This window comes from Streptomyces sp. 2-1 (assembly GCF_048564895.1).
Lineage (GTDB): Bacteria > Actinomycetota > Actinomycetes > Streptomycetales > Streptomycetaceae > Streptomyces > Streptomyces phaeochromogenes.
Genome location: NZ_CP183383.1, coordinates 1,173,672 through 1,195,202, shown reverse-complemented (window position 1 = coordinate 1,195,202; position 21,531 = coordinate 1,173,672). Strand labels below are relative to the sequence as shown.

General features: G+C 70.9%; 19 protein-coding genes. 6 read left to right on the top strand and 13 right to left on the bottom strand.

Going from position 1 to position 21,531, the window contains the following annotated elements; genetic code table 11:
* Positions 1–21 precede the first annotated feature (21 nt).
* Together ACN20J_RS05445 and ACN20J_RS05440 are read right to left on the bottom strand one after the other, a co-directional pair.
* On the bottom strand, positions 22–1,203 hold the full coding sequence (locus tag ACN20J_RS05445) for an ATP-grasp domain-containing protein (RefSeq protein ID WP_419665370.1): 1,182 nt from the start codon (positions 1,201–1,203) through the stop codon (positions 22–24).
* A gap of 79 nt (positions 1,204–1,282) precedes the next feature.
* Positions 1,283–1,549, bottom strand: coding sequence for a hypothetical protein (locus ACN20J_RS05440; protein WP_419665369.1), 267 nt, complete (start codon positions 1,547–1,549; stop codon positions 1,283–1,285).
* Between the two features lie 177 nt (positions 1,550–1,726).
* Between ACN20J_RS05440 and ACN20J_RS05435 the strand changes: the two genes are divergently transcribed.
* Together ACN20J_RS05435 and ACN20J_RS05430 are read left to right on the top strand one after the other, a co-directional pair.
* Positions 1,727–2,584, top strand: coding sequence for a (2Fe-2S)-binding protein (locus ACN20J_RS05435; RefSeq protein WP_419665368.1), 858 nt, complete (start codon positions 1,727–1,729; stop codon positions 2,582–2,584).
* A 151-nt stretch (positions 2,585–2,735) separates the two neighbouring features.
* Positions 2,736–3,098 carry a VOC family protein gene (locus tag ACN20J_RS05430; protein ID WP_361995859.1) on the top strand — a complete coding sequence of 121 codons (363 nt, stop codon included), beginning with the start codon at positions 2,736–2,738 and terminating at the stop codon, positions 3,096–3,098.
* A gap of 4 nt (positions 3,099–3,102) precedes the next feature.
* Here ACN20J_RS05430 and ACN20J_RS05425 read toward each other — a convergent pair whose 3' ends face one another.
* Positions 3,103–5,088: an N-acetylmuramoyl-L-alanine amidase gene (locus ACN20J_RS05425; RefSeq protein WP_419665367.1), complete on the bottom strand. Its 1,986-nt coding sequence runs from the start codon at positions 5,086–5,088 to the stop codon at positions 3,103–3,105.
* 301 nt (positions 5,089–5,389) lie between these two features.
* Entirely contained in the window at positions 5,390–6,532 is a 1,143-nt protein-coding gene (locus ACN20J_RS05420; protein ID WP_189839015.1) for an aminoglycoside phosphotransferase family protein, read from the bottom strand.
* Positions 6,533–6,765: 233 nt separating this feature from the next.
* On the opposite strand from ACN20J_RS05420, the gene ACN20J_RS05415 reads away from it, so the two are divergent.
* Positions 6,766–8,265 (top strand): hypothetical protein, encoded by a 1,500-nt coding sequence (locus ACN20J_RS05415; protein ID WP_189839016.1) that lies wholly within the window; start codon positions 6,766–6,768, stop codon positions 8,263–8,265.
* A 75-nt stretch (positions 8,266–8,340) separates the two neighbouring features.
* Here ACN20J_RS05415 and ACN20J_RS05410 read toward each other — a convergent pair whose 3' ends face one another.
* The 4 genes from ACN20J_RS05410 to ACN20J_RS05395 form a co-directional block, all read right to left on the bottom strand.
* The gene (locus ACN20J_RS05410) at positions 8,341–9,852 is read right to left on the bottom strand and encodes a PP2C family protein-serine/threonine phosphatase (protein WP_419665366.1); all 1,512 of its coding nucleotides are present in this window, start codon (positions 9,850–9,852) and stop codon (positions 8,341–8,343) included.
* Positions 9,853–10,165: 313 nt separating this feature from the next.
* Complete coding sequence (locus tag ACN20J_RS05405) at positions 10,166–10,795, bottom strand: FxLYD domain-containing protein (protein ID WP_419665365.1); 630 nt, start codon at positions 10,793–10,795, stop codon at positions 10,166–10,168.
* 144 nt (positions 10,796–10,939) lie between these two features.
* A complete protein-coding gene (locus tag ACN20J_RS05400; RefSeq protein WP_419665364.1) occupies positions 10,940–12,037 on the bottom strand; it encodes a chemotaxis protein in 1,098 nt (365 codons plus the stop codon).
* A 97-nt stretch (positions 12,038–12,134) separates the two neighbouring features.
* Positions 12,135–13,721, bottom strand: coding sequence for an alpha/beta hydrolase (locus ACN20J_RS05395; protein ID WP_361995850.1), 1,587 nt, complete (start codon positions 13,719–13,721; stop codon positions 12,135–12,137).
* A gap of 282 nt (positions 13,722–14,003) precedes the next feature.
* Here ACN20J_RS05395 and ACN20J_RS05390 point away from each other — a divergent pair, with 282 nt between their 5' ends.
* Positions 14,004–14,774 carry a chaplin gene (locus ACN20J_RS05390; RefSeq protein ID WP_419665363.1) on the top strand — a complete coding sequence of 257 codons (771 nt, stop codon included), beginning with the start codon at positions 14,004–14,006 and terminating at the stop codon, positions 14,772–14,774.
* A 324-nt stretch (positions 14,775–15,098) separates the two neighbouring features.
* Here the strand turns inward: ACN20J_RS05390 and ACN20J_RS05385 are convergent, their stop codons facing one another.
* Positions 15,099–15,623 (bottom strand): GNAT family N-acetyltransferase, encoded by a 525-nt coding sequence (locus tag ACN20J_RS05385; RefSeq protein WP_419665362.1) that lies wholly within the window; start codon positions 15,621–15,623, stop codon positions 15,099–15,101.
* Positions 15,624–15,800: 177 nt separating this feature from the next.
* On the opposite strand from ACN20J_RS05385, the gene ACN20J_RS05380 reads away from it, so the two are divergent.
* Positions 15,801–16,658: a GNAT family N-acetyltransferase gene (locus tag ACN20J_RS05380; protein ID WP_419665361.1), complete on the top strand. Its 858-nt coding sequence runs from the start codon at positions 15,801–15,803 to the stop codon at positions 16,656–16,658.
* On the opposite strand, the gene ACN20J_RS05375 is transcribed toward ACN20J_RS05380, so the two are convergent.
* On the bottom strand, positions 16,636–17,775 hold the full coding sequence (locus tag ACN20J_RS05375; RefSeq protein WP_419665360.1) for an acyltransferase family protein: 1,140 nt from the start codon (positions 17,773–17,775) through the stop codon (positions 16,636–16,638). The genes ACN20J_RS05380 and ACN20J_RS05375 overlap by 23 nt on opposite strands.
* Positions 17,776–17,835: 60 nt before the next feature.
* Positions 17,836–18,474: a TetR family transcriptional regulator gene (locus ACN20J_RS05370; RefSeq protein WP_419665359.1), complete on the bottom strand. Its 639-nt coding sequence runs from the start codon at positions 18,472–18,474 to the stop codon at positions 17,836–17,838.
* A 141-nt stretch (positions 18,475–18,615) separates the two neighbouring features.
* Between ACN20J_RS05370 and ACN20J_RS05365 the strand changes: the two genes are divergently transcribed.
* A complete protein-coding gene (locus tag ACN20J_RS05365) occupies positions 18,616–19,569 on the top strand; it encodes an SDR family NAD(P)-dependent oxidoreductase (RefSeq protein WP_419665358.1) in 954 nt (317 codons plus the stop codon).
* On the opposite strand, the gene ACN20J_RS05360 is transcribed toward ACN20J_RS05365, so the two are convergent.
* Both ACN20J_RS05360 and ACN20J_RS05355 read right to left on the bottom strand, forming a co-directional pair.
* Positions 19,554–20,036, bottom strand: coding sequence for a nucleoside deaminase (locus tag ACN20J_RS05360; RefSeq protein ID WP_419665357.1), 483 nt, complete (start codon positions 20,034–20,036; stop codon positions 19,554–19,556). The two genes, ACN20J_RS05365 and ACN20J_RS05360, sit on opposite strands and share 16 nt — an antisense overlap.
* Positions 20,026–21,330 (bottom strand): MFS transporter, encoded by a 1,305-nt coding sequence (locus ACN20J_RS05355; protein WP_419665356.1) that lies wholly within the window; start codon positions 21,328–21,330, stop codon positions 20,026–20,028. Before ACN20J_RS05355 ends, ACN20J_RS05360 begins: the two co-directional genes overlap by 11 nt.
* Between the last annotated feature and the right edge of the window lie 201 nt (positions 21,331–21,531).

Below are 21,531 nucleotides of genomic sequence, written 5' to 3'. Positions count from 1 at the left end.
CGATCGTCACAGTCGGGCCCGTCACCGCTGGATCTCCCACCGCTGCCCGGCCAGGAACTCGGCGACCACCTTGTCCACGGCCTCCTGGTCGGTGCCCATCGCCCGCAGCACGCCGAGGAAGTCGCGGTTGGTGTGATAGACCTCGTGCCGCTCGCCGACCTCCCGAAGGGGGCGGTATGCCAACTGCACTCCGTCGACGGTGAGTTCGGTGGCAGCGGGGGCTGCGGTCAGCGTCCCGGCGCTCTCGGCGCAGGGGTACTCGAGTCGAGCCGCGCCGTCACCCCGCGCTCCCAGGTCCGCCGGTAGCCGCTCACCCAGGTGCGTACGCAGGATGTGGTCGAAGAGCGGGATCTCCAGCAGGCGCGCCAGCAGCAGATCGCACTGGTCGCCGATGGCACGGTAGTTGACCTCTATGATCCGTGCCCGGCCCTCGTGGACCACGAATTCGGTGTGGCAGGCGCCGAATCCCACGCCGAGCGCGTCGAGTTGGGCCAGCACTTGGGCGACGACCGGCTCGGGATGGGCCGCGACGAAGGTCAGCCCCTCCTCGATGAAGTACGGCGGTGGTGACACCCTCGTGTGGAACCCGCCCAGGACATGTCGGACGTGACCGTCGCCGAGCGTCTCCAGGGTGTACAGCTCACCCGGCAGATACTCCTCGACGACCAGAGCTGCCCCGGAGCGACGGCTTTGGATCTCCGTGCAGCGCGCCAGCAGTTCCTCGGGACCGTCGACGAGCACGACGTCCTCGCTGGCCACGCCCTCGCGCGGCTTGACGACACACGGGTACGGGGGGTCGAGGGCGGCCAGCCCCGGGACATCGGTGACCTCGGTCGACCACACCGTGTCCGCGCCCACGGAGGCGAGATGGCGACGCATCTCGGCCTTGTCCTTGGTGCGCAGGGTGACCCACCAGTCCTTGCCGGACAGGCCGAAGTAGTCGGCGGCCAGGGCGGCCTGGGTCTGCAGATGGTCGCTGTTGGTGAAGACCGCGTCGGGTCGGTGATGAGTCGATATCCGGGTGACGACGGCGCGGAAGTCGCGTACGTCGCACTCCAGGATCTCGATCTCCGGATACACGCGCCGGTGGGCGTCCGGCTGGTCGGTGAGGAGCGTGACGTCCAGGCCGAGCCGTGCCGCGGCGGGCAGAAATCCTTCGGTGACGGAGTCGGTCGGGTTGAGGGCCAGTAGATACATACGCATGCGCGACGACAACTTCCGCTCGTGGGTGGAGGGTTGAGGGGCATGCTCGGAATGACGGGCACGCCCCTGGCGGTGAGAGTTACTTCCTCGGAAGCTCCACGCCGGTGGCCTTCGGCACGTCCGCGAAACCCGCACCGGCGTTGATGCCGAGGGCCGTCGGTGACGAGGCCGGTGGATCGCGCATGATGCCCTGCGCGCCTGTCCCGGGCCCGCCTTTCACAGGTCCCGCGAGGTCTGTCCCGGGTCCCGCGAGCGCGGCGTCCACCGTGAGCCCGAGGGCGGTACGCGGCAGCCGTGGGGCACACGGCGGCACACCCATCGGTGCGGCCCGTTGGGGCACAGTCACGGTACGTGAGCTTGAGTTAGGCATGTTTTGGTTTTCAACCAGCTATGGAGGGGCTGTGACATGCGCCTCCCTTGATCGCTGCTCCAGGGGTGCGGTCACGCGCTGTCGTCGGTGATCTCTATACTAAGGTAAGGCTTACCTGCTTCACTCGCTTGCCCCCCATGCACAGGAGTGCCAATGACCGTGGCCGTGGAGACTCTGTCGACCGGTGCGGTCACGTCCGTGTCCCGCCTGCTCGCGGGCACGTACCGGCAACTGGGCGAGGTGTGCGAGGCGTTGACCGTGCGGGTCGCCGATCCGGATCCGACAGTCACTCAAATGGGCGTCACCGGCGCTGAGTTGACGAAAAATCAGGATGCCCTGGATGCCTTCCTCCTGGCGGAGTCCACCCGTATCCAGGACCGCTACGACCACACCCCACGCCGGGACGTCGCCGCCTCGCGCGCCCTCCACGACTACGCGTGGTCCGTCGGGCTGCTGATGAGCGGCGTCTGGTACCTCACGGGCCGGGTGCCGCGTGTACACCCCGAAGACGTACGGATCGACCTGACGACCGGCGTGTTCGAGATCAGCCCCCGATCGGACCTCACCTGCCTCCCGGGCGACCCGGCCGCCGCACTCCCCGGCGCACTGACGGCCCCTCACGAGGAGGCCCTGCGTGCCGAGTTGAGGGTGGCCGTCGCCGATCACATGGAACCGCTGCTCTCCGCGATCGCCCCGCACATCCGGCGCGGCCCGCGCGCCCTGTGGGGCATGGTCACCGACGACCTCGTATCCGGCATCTGGTACCTCGGCCGCATGCTCGGCCAGGAGCCTGTCGCCGTCCGGGCGGCCACCGCGCTCCTGCCCTCGGCCGTCGCGCCCTACCCCGGCGGAGCCGACTTTCGCCGGCTCGCCGGCAGTGACGGACGGCAGCACACGACCCGTACCCGCATGGGCTGTTGCATGTACTACACGATCCGCCCCGCCGAGGCCTGCTCCACCTGCCCCCGCACCTGCGACGCCGAACGGCTGCGGCGGATCGAGGAGGACTGAACCCGGTCACGCGAGGGCCCCTCACACGACGGGCCCTCCACACGGCGCGCCTCCGCCGCACGATCGGCACCTGCACGGAGGGCGCCCGCGTTCCGTCCCGCGTACGGTGGTTTGAGGCGGCCGGCACATGTCTCACGGCAGGAGACGCGCGATGAGCGGCGAACCCACCTTCTTCGAAATCGGCGTGGCAGACCCCGAGCGGGGCCGCGCCTTCTACGGATCCCTCCTCGGCTGGACCTTCGAACCCGGCACGTCCGAAGGCGGAGGCTTCGCCATCGCCACCGACGGAGTGCCGGGCGGAATGCACGGCGGCGACGCCGGAGCCTCCCCCTACCTCTTCTTCCGGGTGGACGACCTCGACGCCGCCGTCGCCCGGGTCCGTGAACTGGGCGGCACGGTGGAGGACCTGGGCGACGGCGGCGACAGCGAGGAGTCGGCCGCCCGGTTCGGCCGCTTCAAGCTGTGCCGCGACGACCAGGGCTCCGCCTTCGGACTCCACGAGCCGCCGAAGTGACTTTCTACGAGGCCGACGGCACCGCCCGTACGTCGGCAGCGCGCACATACGCCACCCGGTGCCCGAACTGGATCTCGTAGTACATGTCCTTGCCGCGCACCACCCGGTGCGGCGTCGTGTCGAAGGTCGGCGCGTAGAAGTACTCGCCCGGCACCTTGTCGCCCGCCGAGTACTTCTGCCCCTTGAGCAGCTTGTACGGCAGGGGCGAAACGTCCTGGACGGGCACGCCGGCCGGGTAGGCCGCCTTCTCCGGATACGCACGTCCGTACACCGGGATCTCGGTCAGCCCGGCCTTCGGTGTGACGACCAGACCGGTCGCGTTCACCGCGGTCGGCTGCTTCGCCGGGTTCTTGAACCAGGCCTTCTGGCCGAGGTACCAGATCGCGGTCCAGTCGCCGTCGCGCCCGGCGACCGCGTACCGCTGGCCCGTGGAGACACGCGAACCCACGTCGTTCACATCGATCGTGGAGTCCTCGCCCTTGGGCCGCAGCCCGATGTCCTTGACGAGCGGCGCGTCCGCGCGCGGCTGGGTGTGCAGCCGTACGGCGCTTGAACCGTGCGCCTCGCAGGGCTCGCCCTTGGTGACGCAGCCCGTGAACTTCGGCTTGTGCTTGGCGAATTGGGGCAGCACGGTCACGAGCCCGCCGTTCGATCCCGGAGTGGCGCGCAGCGGCTTGCCGAGTAGAGCGAAGTAGTGCTGCCAGTCCCAGTACGGGCCCGGGTCCGTGTGCATCCCGGGGATGTTCGCCGACGTCGGTCCCGGCACGGTGTCGTGGCCGAGGATGTGCTGCCGGTCCAGCGGGATGCCGTACTTCTTCGCCAGATACGTCACCAGGCGCGCCGAGGACCGGTACATCGCCTCCGTGTACCAGGCGTCCGGCGCCGCGAGGAACCCCTCGTGCTCCAGGCCGATCGACTTGGCGTTCACGTACCAGTTGCCCGCGTGCCAGGCCACGTCCTTGGCCTTCACATGCTGGGCGATGTGCCCGTCGGTGGAGCGCAGGGTGTACTGCCACGACACATAGGTCGGGTCCTGCACCATGTTGAGGACGCCTTCCCAGGCACCCTCCGTGTCGTGCACGACGATGTACTTGATGCTCTGGGACTTGGGGCGATTGCCGAGGTCGTGGTTGCCGTAGTCGCCCTCGCCGAACTCCTCGTAAGGTGCCGGAATCCACTCGCAGGACACGGTCGCCGGGCACTCGGTGCCGGCCGCGCGGGCCGCCCGCAGCCCCGTCTCACTCAACTGCCGTGTGGTGGAACGCAGTTGAGGCTGAGCCGCGAGGGCGACCTGCTGGCCCGCGTCCGTCGTGCGGTGCTCTCCGCGGCGGATCACGTCGAAGACGTCGTCGGCGTACGTCGCCGCCGTCGCCGTGTCGTCGGCGCCGGAGTAGCGTGCCACCGCCCCGTACCAGTCGGCCGCGTCGTCGCTGAGCGGCTCGCCGAGCTGCTTCTGGGCGGCGGCCAGCAGCGCGGCACCGCCGGCCACATTGGCAGCCGCGTCCGTACGCAGCCGCTCCGCGGGAATGCCGGTGAGTTCGGCCGCCTTCGTCAACGTCTTGAGGCGGGCGGGGAGTTGGGTGTTCTCCGGGACCTTGGTGTCGGGGAGCAGCGGCGTGCGTGAGTCGTCGCCGCGCGCGTCCTCGGTGCCCTCGCTGTGGTGCGGTGCCACCGTGCGGGCGATCGCGGTGCGGGCGTCCGTCAGATGCATGGGACCGTAGCCGCCGGTGACACTCGGCGCCCCGCCGTGCTCGTCCCAGCGGGACTGCAGGTAGGAGACGGCGAGGAGCACATCCCGCGGTACCCGGTACTGGGCGGCCGCGTCGGTGAACGCGCTCTGCAGACGTGCGGAGGACGTCTGGGCGCCGCTGTCGTACGGGGCCGCGCCGAGCAGCGGAAGCAGCAGGGCGGCCGAGGCGACGGCACCGGCCGTCCTGCGCGCTCGTCTGTGCCCGGTGGAGGGGCTGGAGTCGGTGGGGGATCCTCGCAAAGCAGGCCTCCTGGGACGATCGGTCGCGATGGTGCGTGCGGGGCCGGGCGTGCGTCAGCGGTACCGGGTCCCCGACGATCCGTCAATCATGCCCAGAGACAGTTGATTTCCCACGTCAGCGGCGGGTGTCGCGGGTTTCGCGGCGACGGCGACCCGGCCTGCGAGGCGTCAGTGGAGTGGACCTTTGGCTTGTTCGGGTGAACCTCCTTCAAAGGAGGAGTGCCGGGCGCGAACGGCGGCCCGACATGACGAAGGTCCGCGATGCGCCCTGTCCTGGGCGCACCGCGGACCACCATCCCCGTCAGCGAGTGCCGACCGCCGCTCGGACGGCCTTGCGGGCCATCTGGCAGTCGTCGTGCAGCCGCCTCAGCAGCAGCCGCTGTTCCTCGCCGGACGGCGCAGCACCCGGGTGGGCCGGTCCCGGTGCCGCCGGGGTCGTCTCGTGCATCGACCGCTGCACGGCCGTCTCGTACGTACGGATCTCCCTGGTGATGACGAGCATGAGGTTCACCAGGAACGCGTCGCGCGCCGCCGGTCCCGCCGACTGCGCGAGCTGGCTGATCTGCCGCCGGGCGACGGGCGCGTCCCCGAGGACCGCCCACAGCGTCGCCAGGTCGTACCCCGGCAGGTACCAGCCCGCGTGCTCCCAGTCCACCAGCACTGGACCGGCCGGTGACAGGAGCATGTTGGACAGGAGAGCGTCGCCGTGGCAGAACTGGCCCATGCCCTGGCGGCCCGCCGAGTGCGCGATGCCGTGCACCAGCTTCTGCAGATCGCCCATGTCCCGGTCGGTGAGCAATCCGAGCTCGTGATACCGGGAGATCCGGGCCGCGTAGTCCAGCGGGGCGTCGAACGTTCCCGCCGGTGGCCGCCACGCGTTGAGCCGGCAGATCGCGCCGAGTGCCGCCCTGATGTCCGCGCGGGGCGGGGACTCCGCCGGGTGCCGCTGCAGCGCCGCCACCCGTCCCGGCATCCGCTCGATCACCAGTGTGCAGTTGTCCGGGTCCGCCGCGATCAGGCGTGGCACCCGCACCGGTGGCCGGTGGCGCACGAACGAGCGGTACGCCGCTATTTCATGACGGATCCGCTCGCTCCACACCGGAGAGTGGTCCAGTAAGCACTTGGCGACGGCGGTGCTGCGCCCTGTCGTACCGACAAGGAGCACGGAGCGGCCACTGCGGCGCAGCACCTGTACCGGAGAGAACTCCGGACAGATCCGGTGCACCGACGCGATCGCCGTGCGCAGCTGCGCCCCCTGGGGGCCGGACAAGTCGAGTCTCCCGCTGAGCGGTTGGGTACCGAGCCCCGGCACGCGCCGTGACCGACCGGCACCGAGCACGGGAGCCGCCCCCGGGCGTGCGGGGTCGAGATAGGGGCCGCTGCCGACCGGGCGGGCGTGCAGTGACCGGGGCGGAGCGGACACGGAGGACGATGCTGCGTACATGGGCGAAACAGATCCCTTCGTGTGCCTGCGAGTTGCTGCGCTACCCGCCCCGGCCGCCCTGGTGCACCCTGGGGAGTGTCCGTTCGGCGACCGGGTCGGGGTGGCGCTTTCCTACCTGACACCCGATGCCCAGTGGCACACCATCTGGCGTGCCCTGGCGAACCCTGGCGAATAGTCGCTCAGCAACTGACAGACGGTTAGTGTCAACTCAGCCGAGAACCTGGGGGCTTGACGTGAGCGGACAACCCAACACCCGCCTTTCGGACCTGTTCGGCCTGGCCGGCTGGTCCAAGGGGGAACTCGCGAGGATGGTCAACCGGCAGGCGGCGGCCATGGGCCACCCCCAGCTGGCGACCGACACCTCAAGGGTGCGGCGGTGGATCGACACGGGAGAGATCCCGCGCGATCCGGTGCCGCGGGTGCTGGCAGCACTGTTCACCGAGCGTCTCGGCCGTGTCGTGACCATCGAGGATCTCGGTCTGGTCCGGCACGGGCGCACGGGGAAACGGCCGGGCGGCGGGAGTGTGGAACATCCCGACGGCATGCCGTGGGCGCCCGAGCGGACTGCCGCGGTCCTCACCGAATTCACGGGAATGGACCTCATGCTCAACCGACGCGGCTTGGTGGGCGCGGGCGCCGCGCTCGCCGCCGGATCCGCTATCAGCAGCGCCATGCAGGACTGGCTGCACTCCGATCCGGCCCTCGCGGCCGACGCCCCTGACATCGACAATCCCCTGCACGCCGACCCCGCTGGGTTCGACCGCTACGAGGCCGCCCCCATCGGGTCGCAGGAGATCGAGGAACTGGAGCGCTCGGTCGAGGTGTTCCGGGCCTGGGACGCGGCCCGCGGGGGCGGACTGCAACGCAAGGCTGTCGTGGGACAGCTCAACGAAGTGGGAGGCATGCTCTCCTACCGACACCCCGACCATCTGCAGCGGCGCCTGTGGGGCGTCGCCGCCAACCTCGCCGTCCTCGCGGGCTGGATGTCGCACGACGTCGGCCTGGAGCCCACGGCCCAGAAGTACTTCATCATCGCCGCGCACGCGGCCCGAGAAGGCGGTGACCGGCCCCGCGCGGGCGAGGCGCTCTCCCGAGCGGCCCGCCAGATGGTGCACCTGGGCCGGCCCGACGACGCGCTCGACCTCATGAAGCTCGCCAAGTCCGGATCGGGCGACGAGGTCCTGCCGCGCACCCAGGCCATGCTCTACACCATCGAGGCCTGGGCACAGGCGTCGCTGGGCAAGGGCCAGGCCATGCGGCGCACCCTGGGGGAGGCGGAGGACCTCTTCGTCTCGGACAAGGGTGACGTGCCGCCGCCGAGCTGGATGCAGCTGTTCGACGAGGCGGACATGCACGGGATGCAGGCCCTGGCCTACCGCACGCTCGCGGAGCACGACCCGTCGGCCGCCGCCGTCGCACAGCGCCACGCCAAGGAAGCCCTGGAGCTGCGGGAGAAGGGCCGGGACCGGTCGAAGATCTTCGACCACATCTCGCTCGCGTCCGCCTGCTTCATCGCCGACGACCCCGAACAGGCCGACCGGTACGCACGCCTGGCCCTGACCTCGATGGGCTCGAACTCCTCCCATCGCACCTGGGACCGGCTGCGTGAGATGTACCGGCTGACAGGGCAGTACTCCAGCTATCCGAAGATCAACGATCTGCGTGAGGAGATCAAACTGGCGCTGCCCAAGGGCTCGTTGAAGGCCAGGGGCGGCAACAGCGCACGGGCATAGGGGGCCCGTGCGGCTGTACATCCCTACCACTGCCACCGGGTTGTGCTCGCGTGCTGTCGTCGGGTCCTGCCCGCGTCAGGTGGCAACCCTGGCGATCAGTACGCAGGCGTCGTCCTCGCGCTCCGTCTCGCCGAACTCCTCCACGACCATCCGTACGCAGTCCTGTGCGGCGCGTGCCTCGCCGAAGCGGGGGGCCAGGTCGAGGAGACGGCTGACGGCCGCGGTGTCGTCTACACCCTCGACCTCGCTCGAGTCGTGGGACTCCCATGACTGGGACCGGTCCCATGACTGGGACTGGGGAGACACCCAGCGCCGGGGAACCAGTCCGTCGGTGTGAAGGAGGAGCAGGTCGCCCGGTTCGAGCGTCTCCTCGGCCTGTCCGTAGACAGCTCCGGAGGTGGCGCCGAGCAGGACGCCGTCCGGCGGCGAGAGCACGCGCCCCGTCCCGTTGCGGAACAGCAGCGGGGCGGGGTGTCCTGCCTGCGCCCAGGTCAGCGTGCGGCTCTCGGGCCGGTAGCGGCAGCACATCGCGCTGCCCAGGGCCGGCTGGACCGAGGCGTCGAGTAACTGGTTGAGCCACGCCATGAGCTGTCCGGGCTCGGTACCCGCCACGGCCATACCGCGCAGGGCACCGATCATCATCGCCATGCCCGAGGTGACGGTCACACCGCGGCCGGTGAGGTCACCGACGCTCAACAGGGTGTCCCCGCTGGGCAGTTCGAGTGCGTCGTACCAGTCGCCGCCGATGAGTTCGCTCGTCGAGGACGGCAGATAGCGCGCGGCCAGGTCCAGCGTCTCGGGCCCTTGGCGCGGGAGGCGCAGGGAGCCTCGCCACGGCGGCAGCACGGCCTCCTGCAACTCGACCGCGAGCCGGCGCTCAGTCTGCGCGAAGTGCCGTTGGTGCTGCAGGGAGTCCCGGGTCTCACTGACGGTCCGCTGGCTGCGGCGCAGCTCGCTGACGTCCCGCAGAACCGCCCACATCGAGGCGGTGCTGCCGTCCGTGTCGAGCACGGGCTCGCCCATCACATGCACGGTCCGTACGTCTCCGTCGGGCCGGACGATGCGGAACTCGCCGTCGATCGGTTTGGCGTCGATGAGGCAGTCCGTGACCATCGCCGTCAGCCTCGGCCGGTCCTGTTCCAGGACCACGGAGGGCAGTTCGTCGAGGGTGAGCGGGGGAGCGGCGGGGTCACGGCCGAGGATCTGGTAGAGCTCGCCGGACCAGGTCGCCTCGTCCGTCAGCAGGTTCCACTCGGCGCTGCCGACCCGGCTGAGCAGTGAGCCGTGCCGGGGTGCGGTCGGCACGGCTCGTACGGTGGGAGCCGCCGCCTCGTGCTCGACGGGAGCGGCCGACGGGCCGTCCCTCAGCTGTGCCAAGTGTTCGTCGAGGTCGCTGAGTTGATGCATCGCCAGATCGCACAGGGCGCGCTGCCAGCGTCCCTCCGGATCCGTGCCGTCGGCCGGCGCGTCGCGCCGTACGGCGTCCACCTCGCCCCGGAGCCGGCGCGTCTGCGAAATGAGCGCGTCGACCGAGCCGCGCGGGGGCGGCTGGGCGGCAGGGTGGTCCGCCGAGAGATGGGACGGCATGACGTACTCCGATACAGGCACGGTACGACCAAGGCTGAAGGAAGGACCGGTTACGACTGTCGCACAGCCTGCGACGCCCTGTAAGGGATTTGGCAACACACGATGCGGTGGTGCCTGTGGCATATGTCGCAGTCCTCATGGAGGATGCGGGCAGGGTGAATTCAGTACGCGGACCGGTCGGTCAAGTCGCAGACAGGATAGGCGAGTTGATGGAGTGACGGCAGTGGCTGCGACTCAGTCAATCGTATGTTCGGCGAGCATGTGTGCGGTGCTCGATCGAGGTTTCGCCGCCTCGACGCTGCTGAACTCTGCGTCAGTACCGCTGAGCCTTGACCAGCTTAGGTGTGAGCACCGGCTCGGCCGGCTTGCGGCTGATGGCGAGCGGCTGGGCGCGCTCACCCGGGTCGAGGTCTTCTGCGCCCACGAACCGCGTCTCGACCGTCTTGCCGGAGGAATCGAGGAAGTCGACCTGCACGGCGTACGAGGCCTGCGTGTCGGTCTTGTTGGTGATGGTCACGACGACGGCGAGCAGGCCACCCGTCTCGGACCTGGGCTTGCCGGTCATGGAGACGTCGGACATCGCGTTGCCCTGGCCGTCGACGTCCTTGAGTTCGTTCTCCGCCGCCTCGTTGGCGCGGGCGACCTCCGCGGACACGGACGCCTCGAAGGAGGACGCCGCGGCCGAGGCGGAGGAAGCCGCCGCCGAGGCCCGGGCGCGCGCGGACTCGACGGCCGACTCGTTGACGGAGGGGGCCGTACCCGAGAACGACGCCGTGTCGGGCGGGGACGGCCGTTCGCTGAAGGACGGGTCGGAATCGCCGGAGTCGCTGTCGGTGCTGCACGCCGCGAGCGTGCTCATGGCCGCGGCGAACGCCGCCACCGCGACAGCAGCCGAACGAGTCCTGCCCGGCCGACGGGGGCCACGGGGCGGCGGTGTGCTCATCGCGCGCTGTCCTTGCTCTCGGTGCCTGGTTGATCGCTGCCGGGTCTGTCGACGAAATGAACTTTATGCCGGATATTCCGGCAGGGCATTTCGGGTCGACCGGGCCCAGCTGCCTTTCCAGTACCGGGTCTGCCGCTTCCGCGGTCAGTAGCGCAGCACTCCCGCGATGCCCGCCGCGTCGCCCAGCATGCCGTCCGGGACGAAGCGGACCTGTGCGCCGGTGTCCAGGCACTGCTCGACGATCTCGTCCACGATGTCGTCGCGGGCGTCCAGGTCGTCGGTGTCGGCCGGGACGAGATGGTCGCCGCCGTCGTCGCGTACGGTCACGCGGTAGTTCTCCTCGACGGCAAGCAGCCGGACCCGGCCGGCGGTCGCGTTTTGCCAGACCTCGTCGACGCCGGCCGCGAAGGCCCGTCGGCCCTTGGCCGTCTCGAGTTCCCGCGCCACGGTGTCGGCGCTCCTGCGGTCCTCGGCCGTGACCAGGGGGCTGACCGCCTGCCATACGGCGTTGGCATTCGCGTGCGCGAGACCGCCGTGCGCGACGTGGACGGCGTCCTTGGTGACGGTGCCGACCTCGTCCAGAAGGGAGAGCGCGGCCTGCTCGCCGGTGACGTACACCGGTCGCGGGTCGCTGCGCAGAACACTGGCGAGGATGGTGTCGCCGTCCCGCAGGAAGTGGCGGGTCCGCTCGTCGCGGAAGGTGCTCGGCAGGTCGCCGACGCGTTCCTTGCGCTCCGCGTCCGGGTCCTCCAGGCTCCGCGTGAGCGGGAAACCGGCCGCCTCGGACTCGACGACATGCCCGCCTCCGCCGCTCCACAGGGAGATCCGGTCCGCGGAGACTGCCAGCACCCAGAACGGACGCTCGGCGGCCTGCGCGGCGACGAGGTTGCGGGTCAGGAAGGTGTCCGAGAGGACGACGCGCTCCGGCACGGTCCGGGCCAGCGACCACACCTGGTGCTCCCCGGGGGCGGCGAAGATCGCGAGGCCGTCCTCGGCGTGTGCCAGATCGACCTCCGCGAGCGCCTGCTCCAGCTGCCCGACGACATCCATCCGCAGCTCACGGGTGACCGCGGGGTCGGATTCCAGCTGTTTCTTCGCCTTGGTCAGGACGTTGCGCAGCCGGACGGGATCCTGCGCGTTGTCGGGCTCGCGGCGATGGGTCGGAGTGAGCACCGAAACGGCCGGATAGGGCCGCGGGCGGCGCAGTTCGGTGAGTGTGGTGGGGCTCAGAACTTGCTCCATATATGCACCATATGGCCGAATGGGTGAACGGGCACGCGGAGGAATGGAACCGGATCGGGCAACCGGCGCGAGGTGGGCGCCGCGCCCACCACGATCCTCACTCCTCCGCCCCGCACGAGCTCCCGTCGGCCGGCAGTGAGCCGTACAGCAGGAAGTCGTCGACCTTCCGGTGCACGCACTTGGAGGACCCGTACCCGGTGTGGCCCTCGCCCTTGTTGTCGAGGACGACCGCGGACGAGCCGAGCCGGGCCGCGGTCTCCGTGGTCCAGCGGTACGGGGTCGCGGGGTCGCCGCGGGTGCCGACGAGGAGCAGCTTCGGGGAGTCCACGTCGCGGACCTCGTCGCGGATGTAGGTGGTGCCCTTCGGGCGGCCGTAACACATCAGGACCTGCGTGAGGCGGTACTCGCCGAAGACCGGTGACGCCGCCTCGTACTCGGCGCGCAGTCGGTCGATGTTCTCGGTGATCTGGTCGGCGGTGGGCCGGTCGGGGTCGTCGGCGCAGTTGACGGCCATCAGCGCGGCCGGGAGGTTGTCGACCGGGATGTCGCCCTCGTCGACCAGGCCCCCCTCCCCGTCCTCGGCGAGCCCGCCGTCGCCGGGAACCGTGATGCCGCCGGGCAGGGAGATACCGCCGCCGGCGAACCGCATGATGCCCCGGGTGTCGCCGTCCTGGACGAGCGAGGTCAGCGCCTGTGAGAGGGCCGGCCACAGTTCCTTGCTGTAGAGGGCCTGGACGATGGCGCCGACCAGGTCCTGGCCGGAGAACGGTTCGCCGAAGTCCCCCGGCACCGGGTCCTCGTCCAGCGAATCGACCAGCCGGACCACATCCTGCCGGGCGGTGCGTGTGTCCTGTCCGAACGCGCAGTTGATGTCCTCGGTGCACCAGTCGAGGAAGCCCTCAAGAGCCGTCTGCTGGCCCTGCGCGCCGACGATGCCCTGCTCGCTCAGCGGTTCGGTGAGAGTGTCCACGCCGTCGAGCACCAACCGGCCCGTCTTCTTGGGGAACTGGGCCGCGTACACCGCGCCCAGCCGCGTTCCGTACGAGAAACCGAGGTAGTTGAGCTTCTTGTCGCCGAGAGCCGCGCGCAGCACGTCCAGGTCGCGCGAGGCGTTGACCGTGCCTATGTGGGACAGCACGGGCCCGGAGTGCTTCGCGCACTCGGCGGCGGCCCTGCGCAGCACGTCGAGTGCGGCCCGCGGGTCGTTGCCGTCGTCCGTGTCGGGATCCGCCTCCTCCACGGACTCGCCCGTCCCCTCGCCACAGCTGACCGGGGAGCTTCTGCCGACGCCGCGCGGGTCGAACGTCACCACGTCGTAGCCGTCGGTCAGGCCCATGAAGTCCTCGCCGCCCGCGGCGAGTTCGCTCACCCCGGGCCCGCCGGGACCGCCGAAGTTCAGTACCACCGAACCCCTGGACTTCCCCGTCGCCCGGATACGGGCCAGGGCGAGGTCGAGTGTTCCGTCGGCGGGTTTCGCGTAGTTGACCGGGACGGTCACCTTCCCGCACTGCAGGCCCTTGGGCAGACTGTCGCCCTCGCAGGCGGACCACTTGATCCGCTGGTCGTAGAAGCGGGACAGATCGGGACGGTCGGTGTCCGCCGCGGCGACCGTCGGCAGCCCGGCTCCCAGCAGGGCCAGCGTCACGGCGCCGGTGAACGCGCGGCGTTGATGCGTGGACAGCATGAAGGCCTCCCGGAACGCCCCGGCGCGCAGCCGGGAATTCCCCCTCGATCACGATAAGGGGGCACTCCCGGCCACGCCTCCCGGCGGGCGGACCTGCGCCGGAGGCCTTACTCTGCGCACCGCGCGCCCCACGGCGCGGGGTCACGGCATCGCGCCGGACAGTTCGACTGGGGCACCGCCCGTTGGGGTGAAAAATCCGCAACCCACTAACCCGCATCGCCCACCGGCGTTTTATCCGGTGCGGGTGAGTGCCCGCGACCATGTCTGGAAGGCAGGGAACCTATGAAACGGGTTGCCCGAAATGGTTTGATCATCGCGGCCGCCGCCTCCGGCGCCGTGGCCGTGACGATGCCGGTGTACGCGGACTCCGCGGCGGACGGCGGCACGGCCAAGTCGCCGGGGGTGATCTCCGGCAACACCATTCAGCTCCCGGTGCACGTTCCCGTGAACGTGTGTGGGAACACGGTGAACGTGGTCGGACTCCTCAACCCCGCAGCGGGCAACCGCTGCGCCAACGAGGGCGGCCACAGCAAGGGAGATGGCAAGGGCGGCGACGGCAAGGGCGGTGCCCATGCGGGTTCCGCCGGTGCGGTCGCCGAGGGAGGGGCCAAGGATTCACCGGGTGCGATCTCCGGCAACGGCGTGCAACTCCCGATCCAGCTCCCCGTGAACGTCACCGGCAACTCGGTGAGCGTCGTCGGCATCGGCAATCCCGCCATCGGCAACGAGTCCACGAACACGTCGAGGGAGCGGCCGCACCACCCGGACAAGCCGGTGTCGCCGCCCGCCCCGAAGCCGGTGGAGCCGCCGAAGAAGCCGGAGCGACCGGCGAAGCCGGCTGAGCCGGTGGAGCCCGAGGCGCCGCGGGCCGTGGCCCAGGGGCCCGGAGCGTCCCTCGCCCAGACCGGCACGGACCTGATGGGCCCGACGGTCGCGGCCAGCGCCGCGCTGATGCTGGGCGGCGCCGCGCTGTACCGGCGTTTCCGGACGGCTGTCGCGCCCCGTTCCGGGCACGCCGGTGCGGCCGGACCGGAGTCCGCGGACGGCTCCTGACCCGAGCCCGCGGACGGTCCGCCGGGCTCGTGGCCGGTCGTGGCCCCGAGCCGGTGACCGTACGTCGACCCGGCCCGCGGTCGCCCAGCCGGACCGGGCCCGCGGACGTGGTCCCGGTCGCGGACGGACCCGTACCCACGGTCGTCCGCGTACCGCCCCCTCGGCAGTGCGCTGAATCGCGCCGCGGCAGAACACCGCGTCGATTCTCAGCCGAGTGACACCTCCGAGGACGGAAGACCCCACCGGGCACACCAACCGGTGGGGTCTCCCTCTGCCGGCGCCCGCACGCCCCTCATGCCCGAGAGCCCCCTCAGGGCCCGGCGCTCAGGAGTCGGCCGGGGCCACGTCGTCGCGCAGCACGCTGTACCGCACGCCGTCCCGCCACCGCCCATCGCGGAACCCCACACTCCGCAGCACGCCCTCCCGGGTGAACCCCGCCTTCTCCAGGGCCCGTTGCTCGGCGATGTTCTCCACCTCGGTGTCCGCCTCGATCCGGACCACCTGCGTATGCGCGAACAGGTACTCGACCAGCAGCCGCTGCGCCCGCGTTCCCACGCCCTTGCCGCGGGTCTCCCGCAGCAGGGCGATGCCCATGTTCCAGTAGTACGAGGTGCGGGTGGCGACGATCTTGCGCCAGGCCACGAAGCCCACCGTCTCCCCGTCGAGCTCCACGATCAGATGGCCCGCCTCGTCCGTGATCAGGCCGGTCTCGGCCCACTGCCGTCGCCAGCGTCCGGTGTCCCACCAGCCGTACCACTGGAAGGGCGAGGCCTCCTCCGGGTCGGTCAGGAACCGCTCCATCACGGTCAGGCCGTCCTCGTCCACAGGGCGCAGTGTCACGTGATCCATGAAGGGCCAGCCTAGGCGCGGCCACCGGGCCTGTACTCCCTCCTGGGAAGGACACTGGCTCATTGCCGCGCCACGCGCGGAGGACATCGGGAAGGATGCTGCGCGGTGCGGCCGACCACCGCACTCCGCTGCCGTGTTCCGCCCCTCCGACCCCCTTCCGACGAATGGAGCGCACAGATGACCCCTCCGAGCCCCGAAGGCCTCGTCGTCACGCAGGCCTCGCTCGACGACTGGCCGGTGATCAAGGGGTGGGCGGCGGACGAGGGGTGGGATCCGGGGGAGTCGGACGGCGCGTGCTTCTTCACCCAGGATCCCGAGGGGTTCTTCCTCGGCAGGATCGACGGGGAGCCGGTCTCCGCGATCTCCGTCGTCAACTACGGCGCCGACTACGCCTTCCTGGGTTGCTATCTCGTACGCCCCGATGTGCGGGGCCGCGGCTACGGCCTCACCACCTGGAAGACGGCCCTCGCCCACGCGGGCGGCCGGACCGTCGGGCTCGACGGCGTGGTCGCCCAGCAGGGGAACTACCGACAGTCGGGGTTCGAACTCGCCTACAAGACCTTCCGGTTCGGAGGCGTCCCGGCCACGGGGGAGTCCGCCGGCACCGGCGTCCGCGCGGCCGGGGCGGCGGACCTCGACGCGATCACGACCTACGACAGAGCCTGTTACCCCGCCGACCGGGCACGCTTCGTCGAGCACTGGCTCACCGAGGCCGGGCACCGCGCCCTGGTCCGGATCGTCGACGGGCGGCTCACCGGCTACAGCGTGATCCGGCCCGCACTCACCTCACTGCGTATCGGACCACTGTTCGCCGACACCGCCGAGGACGCCCGCGCCCTCTTCGCCGCACTGGCCGCCGAGGCCGACGGCCGTCCGGTCTCCGTCGACATCCCCGAGACGAGCGCGGCGGGAGTCGCCCTGGCCGAGGAGTACGGTCTGACCCCGTCGTTCGAGACTGCCCGGATGTACACCGGGCCCGTCCGCCCGTACGCCACGGACCGGGTCTACGGCGTCACGACTCTCGAACTGGGCTAGCCGGACGGGTGTCCGTCGGCCGTCTGCCGGCCGTCGTGGTCTCGCCGCCGTGGCTGAACATCCATGCCATGCGGGGCTCGACGACGAACCGGAACACGGAGCGGACCGGGCCCGAGCACAGCACCGTGATGAGCCCCACGGCGGCTGCCGTGACGGCCAGTTCACCGAGCGGGGTACGCACCCATGCGTGGTCGTACCAGTCCCAGAAGCGGGACGACTTGATGACGAAGCCGTGCAGCAGATAGCCGTACATCGTCCCGGCCCCCAGAGCGGTGCACCACAGGTGCCGGCCCGGCACCCAGGCCAGGAAGCAGCCGGTCAGGACCAGCGCGAGCAGGAACAGCGCCGGGGTCGTGAACAGCCCCGCCCAGGCCGGCGCGCCCTGGCCCGTGACGCTGCCCCGGTGGTAGAACCACCCGGCGCCGAACCAGGGCGCCGCCGCGTACGCCGCACCGAGCGCCACCGCGACCACCGGCAGTGCGAGCAGCCGTACGCGCCGGGTGCGCAGCCGCTCGAAGTGCTCGGCGCGCAGGGTCAGTCCGAGCACGAAGAACGGCAGGAATCCCAGGATCCGTTGGATGGAGATGTCCCCGCCCAGTTCGGGTGAGACGGCGGCCAGCACGGCGAAACCCAGCGCGACCGGCACCGGGTGGCGCAGCGCCAGCCAGATCGGGGTCGTCAGCCGCCAGACGAACAGCGCGACCAGGAACCACATCACGTACCAGGGATCCAGCAGGCTCAGCGGATAGCCCGGATCGTCCCGCGCCCAGCGGTAGAAGAGCGTGTAGGCGGTCTCGAAGACGAGGTACGGCACGACGACGCTCGTCAGCAGCCGGCGCGCCCGGCCCGGCGCCATGTCGAAACTCCGGGAGAAATAGCCGGAGATGAGCGCGAACGCCGGCATGTGGAAGGCGTACACGGTCAGATACGCCGCCGTCGCGGCCCTGCTGCCGTGGGTCAGCGGCTCCCAGGCGTGACCGCAGGCCACCAGCACGATGGTGAGGTACTTCGCGTTGTCGAAGTACGGGTCTCTGCGGACGGACGCCGGCCTGGCCCGCTTTTCCGGCAGGCGCTCCCGCGGAGCGACGGGCGCGGGGGCCGATAAGTCTTGCGACACCACATCTCCTGGCCTCGGGGCGGGGAACCGATCCGTCCCGCCTGCCCCCTCTCGTACGGCTCAGTCGTCGCGTGTGTTCGCGCGCCGCGCGGACAACCGTTCGAAATTGGCCATCATGGCGCCCGGCAGCAGGTCCGGGTCCGCGTCCGTCAGGACGACGGCGGCCTCGTAGCAGGCCTGGCAGACGGCGGCGGCGAGCACGGCCGTCTCCCGGTCGGCCCCGTGGCGCTCCAGCACGTCGAGCGCCGCTGCCGCGTACGCGCGCTGCTTCAGCAGGCTGCGGGCGAGCAGTGCGGGATCCCCGTTGATCAGGCGCTCGCGCTCGGCCGGCCATGTGGTGTGTTCGGCGATGCTGCCCACCAACGCGATCAGGCCCGCGCGGCCCGCGTCCAGCGCGCGGTCGAGTGAGTCGCCGATGGGGGCGAGGACGGCGGCGGCTTCGTCGACAGCCGAGACGAGTGCCTCGCGGTGCTGGTCCTCGTCCGCGAAGAGCACTTCCTGCTTGTCGGTGAAGTAGCGGAAGAAGGTCGTCCGGCCGACCTCGGCGCGGCGGGCGATGTCGGTGACCGTGACCGCCTCGAAGCCGTGCTCGACGAAGAGCTCCATGGCCGCGTCGATCAGAGCCCCGCGGGTCCGCAGCCGCTTGCGCTCCCGGAGAGGGATTTCATCGTCGCTGCTCAGCGGCTTGCCGTCGTCCATGGGGCCAGGATATCGGGCCGCGGGGTACCCGATCCATATTGGTATCGAGTACCGTTTGGAACTGAGATCCGATTTTTCCTCGGGTGGATCGATTCTCCGTACGCGCGTGCCTCACCTCCTCTCTCACGGTCGGAGCAAGCCATGTCTGCCATCCCCTCTCCCGGAACCGTCCTCCTCACCGGCGCGGGCCGCGGTCTCGGACACGCCACCGCCCTGACGCTCCTGCGCGACCGTCCCGACCTCCATCTCCTCGTCGCCGTCCGTTCGGATCCGGACGGACTCGCGGCACGGCTGGCCGCCGAGACCGGCTCACCGCGGGTGCGCGGCGTCGCCTGCGACCTGGGCTCACTCGAATCCGTACACCAAGCGGCCGACTCCACAAGGGAGTTGCTCGACTCCGGGGAACTCCCGCCGCTGCGTGCCGTGGTGGCGAACGCGGGCACGCAGGCCGTCACCGCCACGGACCGGACGGCCGACGGGTTCGAAGTCACCTTCGGCACCAACGTTCTCGGGCACCATCTGCTGATCCGGCGGCTTCAGGACCGGCTGACGGCGCCGGGACGCATAGTCCTCATCGGCAGTGGCACGCACTTCGGGGACTTCCGGCACACCTGGGGGCTGACTCCTCCGCCGCGCACCGCACCGGTCGCCGAGCTCGCGCTGCCCTGGACGACCCCGGACGCCGATTCCGCCGGGGCGGGCCGGTCCGCGTACGCGGCGAGCAAGCTGGCCACCGTGCACCTCGCCCACGAGCTGGACCGCCGCACCCCCGAGGGCATCGGCGTCTACACCTTCGACCCCGGTCTGATGCCGGGCACCGGCCTGGCCCGTGAGGCGGGACCGCTGGGCCGCCTCGCATGGAACAGCCTGCTGCACCTCACCCGGGTCCATCCCAACTCGACCAACCCGCGCGCGTCCGGCCGCAAACTCGCCCGGGCGGCCGTCGCCGAGCCGGTCGCCCCGTCCGGGAGCTATCTCGACCGCGGCCGTCCCGTCCGGTCCGCGCCCGCGTCGTACGACCCCGCCCGCGAGGCCGAACTCTGGGAGGAACTGGAACGGCTGGTCGCCGCCAAGGGGGCCTATCCCTCCGCGTGATGGAACCGCCGGTGCAGGGCCCGCACCTCGTCGGCCAGCTCCGGGACCGGCCCCTCGACGAGCACTCCGGGCGCCACCTCCTGGATCGGCAGCGGGCGGACCGGGGCAGCGGGGACGCCCAACTCCCCGAGCCAGGAAGACAATTGCTCGGACGATGCCACGTACACGATGCGGCCGAGGCCCACCCAGCCGTGTGCCGCCGCGCACATCGGGCAGTGCTCGCCGGAGGTGTAGGCGGTCGCCGCGGCCCTCTCCTCCGGTGTCAGATGCGCCGCCGACCAGCGGGCCAGCTCGAACTCCGGGTGGCGGGTGCGGTCACCGGAGGCCACCCGGTTGTGGTCCTCGGCCAGGACCGTGCCGTCCGCGCCCACGAGGACCGACCCGAACGGCTCGTCGCCGGACTCCAGGGCCTCGGTCGCGAGCTCCACACACCGGCGCAGATGCTTCAGCTCGGCTTCACTCACCATGCCGTACCCGCCCTCCTGTTGACCTTGGACCGACCGTACTCAACTCCGTGCGGCGCCGCGAGGGAAAGGCGTGCCGACGCCCGGCGGCCACGATCGCGAGCGTCACCGTGACCAGCAGGAATGTCGTCCAGGGGAGGGCGTCGACGTCCGAGCCCTCCAGGATCAGACCGCCGGTGAGGGAACCGGCCGCGATGCCCGCGTTGTAGACCGTGGCCTGCAGTGAGGTGGCCACGTCGGCGTTCGCGGGACCGGACGCGTCGACCAGCGCCGTCTGGATGAGCGTCGGCGCGCCGCCGAACGCCATGCCCCACAGCGCGACCGAGGCCAGGAGTACGGCTCCATGACCGGCGTACGTACCCAGCGCGAGCATCGCGGACGCGAGCAGGGCGAGCGCACCCAGCAGGGTCCGGCGCGGATACCGGTCGATCAGCAGCCCGGTGAGCCAGATCCCGACGACGGTCGCGGCACCGAACACCAGCAGCACCAGCCCCGTGCGGCCGAAGCCCGCGTGCTCCGAGAACGGTGCCACGTACGTGTACATCACCTGATGGCCGACGAGCAGCGTCAGCGTGACCGACAGGACCGTGCCGACGCCGGGCAGCGCGGCGACGCGGGGCAACGGCACGCGCTCGCCCCGCGCCTCACCGGCAAAGCCCGGCACCCGGCGTCGTATCCACACCACGAGCAGCACGGCCAGCAGCGCCGGGACGGCGAAGGCGGCACGCCAGCCGAGTGCGTCGGCCAGCGCCGTGCCCGCGGGAAGTCCCAGGGAGAGCGCGAGCGTGATGCCCGCCAGCACGATCGCGATGGCCCGGCCGCGCCGCTCGGCGGGGACCATCCGGGCGGCGTACCCGACGAGCATCGCCCACAGCGTGCCGCCCATCGCCCCGGCCATGAGCCGTGCCGCGAAGGTCAGCCCGTACGAGGACGACAACGCGGTGACGGCGTTGGCAGCCGCGAAACCGAGCAGGACGCCGACGAGGACGGGCCGGCGCGGCAGCCCGCGCAGTGCGGCGGTGAGCGGGATCGCGGCGAGGAACGACGCGACGGCGTAGCCGGTCACCAGGAAGCCCACCCGTGACTCGGAGACCCCGAGATCCGGTGCCATCCGCGGCAGCAGACCCGCCGGAAGAAGCTCCGTCAGGACGGCGGTGAAGGCGGCCGTGGACAGGGCGAGCAGCCCTGAGAGCGGTAGACCGGGCTTGGTGGGTGCGGGTGCGGACGTGGACGTGGGCTTGGATGTGGGCGTGGGCGTGGGCGTGCCGGGGCCTTCGGCGATCGGTGCGGTTGCCATACGGGCCATGCTGAAACGTTCACATCAGTGTGAGGGCAAGCAAGCCTGCCGCCGGGCGCCCGAGGCGGGTCCTCCGGGCACCGAGGATCGCCGAGGAGGCCAGTCCGCGCGGCTACTTCCTGGGTGAGCGCATGGGGTTGGTCGCCGCAGGGCGCGGGTTCACCGCGGCGTGGGCTGTGCCGGAGGGCCCGGGCAGGGCCG

Excerpts from the sequence above, each read along its gene's own strand:
- ACN20J_RS05395 (WP_361995850.1), bottom strand. The coding sequence starts at position 13,721 with ATGCTGTCCACGCATCAACGCCGCGCGTTCACCGGCGCCGTGACGCTG.
- ACN20J_RS05400 (WP_419665364.1), bottom strand. The coding sequence starts at position 12,037 with ATGGAGCAAGTTCTGAGCCCCACCACACTCACCGAACTGCGCCGCCCG.
- ACN20J_RS05385 (WP_419665362.1), bottom strand. The coding sequence starts at position 15,623 with ATGGATCACGTGACACTGCGCCCTGTGGACGAGGACGGCCTGACCGTG.
- ACN20J_RS05405 (WP_419665365.1), bottom strand. The coding sequence starts at position 10,795 with ATGAGCACACCGCCGCCCCGTGGCCCCCGTCGGCCGGGCAGGACTCGT.
- ACN20J_RS05435 (WP_419665368.1), top strand. The coding sequence starts at position 1,727 with ATGACCGTGGCCGTGGAGACTCTGTCGACCGGTGCGGTCACGTCCGTG.
- ACN20J_RS05410 (WP_419665366.1), bottom strand. The coding sequence starts at position 9,852 with ATGCCGTCCCATCTCTCGGCGGACCACCCTGCCGCCCAGCCGCCCCCG.
- ACN20J_RS05365 (WP_419665358.1), top strand. The coding sequence starts at position 18,616 with ATGTCTGCCATCCCCTCTCCCGGAACCGTCCTCCTCACCGGCGCGGGC.
- ACN20J_RS05360 (WP_419665357.1), bottom strand. The coding sequence starts at position 20,036 with ATGGTGAGTGAAGCCGAGCTGAAGCATCTGCGCCGGTGTGTGGAGCTC.
- ACN20J_RS05390 (WP_419665363.1), top strand. The coding sequence starts at position 14,004 with ATGAAACGGGTTGCCCGAAATGGTTTGATCATCGCGGCCGCCGCCTCC.
- ACN20J_RS05420 (WP_189839015.1), bottom strand. The coding sequence starts at position 6,532 with ATGTACGCAGCATCGTCCTCCGTGTCCGCTCCGCCCCGGTCACTGCAC.
- ACN20J_RS05430 (WP_361995859.1), top strand. The coding sequence starts at position 2,736 with ATGAGCGGCGAACCCACCTTCTTCGAAATCGGCGTGGCAGACCCCGAG.
- ACN20J_RS05355 (WP_419665356.1), bottom strand. The coding sequence starts at position 21,330 with ATGGCAACCGCACCGATCGCCGAAGGCCCCGGCACGCCCACGCCCACG.
- ACN20J_RS05370 (WP_419665359.1), bottom strand. The coding sequence starts at position 18,474 with ATGGACGACGGCAAGCCGCTGAGCAGCGACGATGAAATCCCTCTCCGG.
- ACN20J_RS05445 (WP_419665370.1), bottom strand. The coding sequence starts at position 1,203 with ATGCGTATGTATCTACTGGCCCTCAACCCGACCGACTCCGTCACCGAA.
- ACN20J_RS05380 (WP_419665361.1), top strand. The coding sequence starts at position 15,801 with ATGACCCCTCCGAGCCCCGAAGGCCTCGTCGTCACGCAGGCCTCGCTC.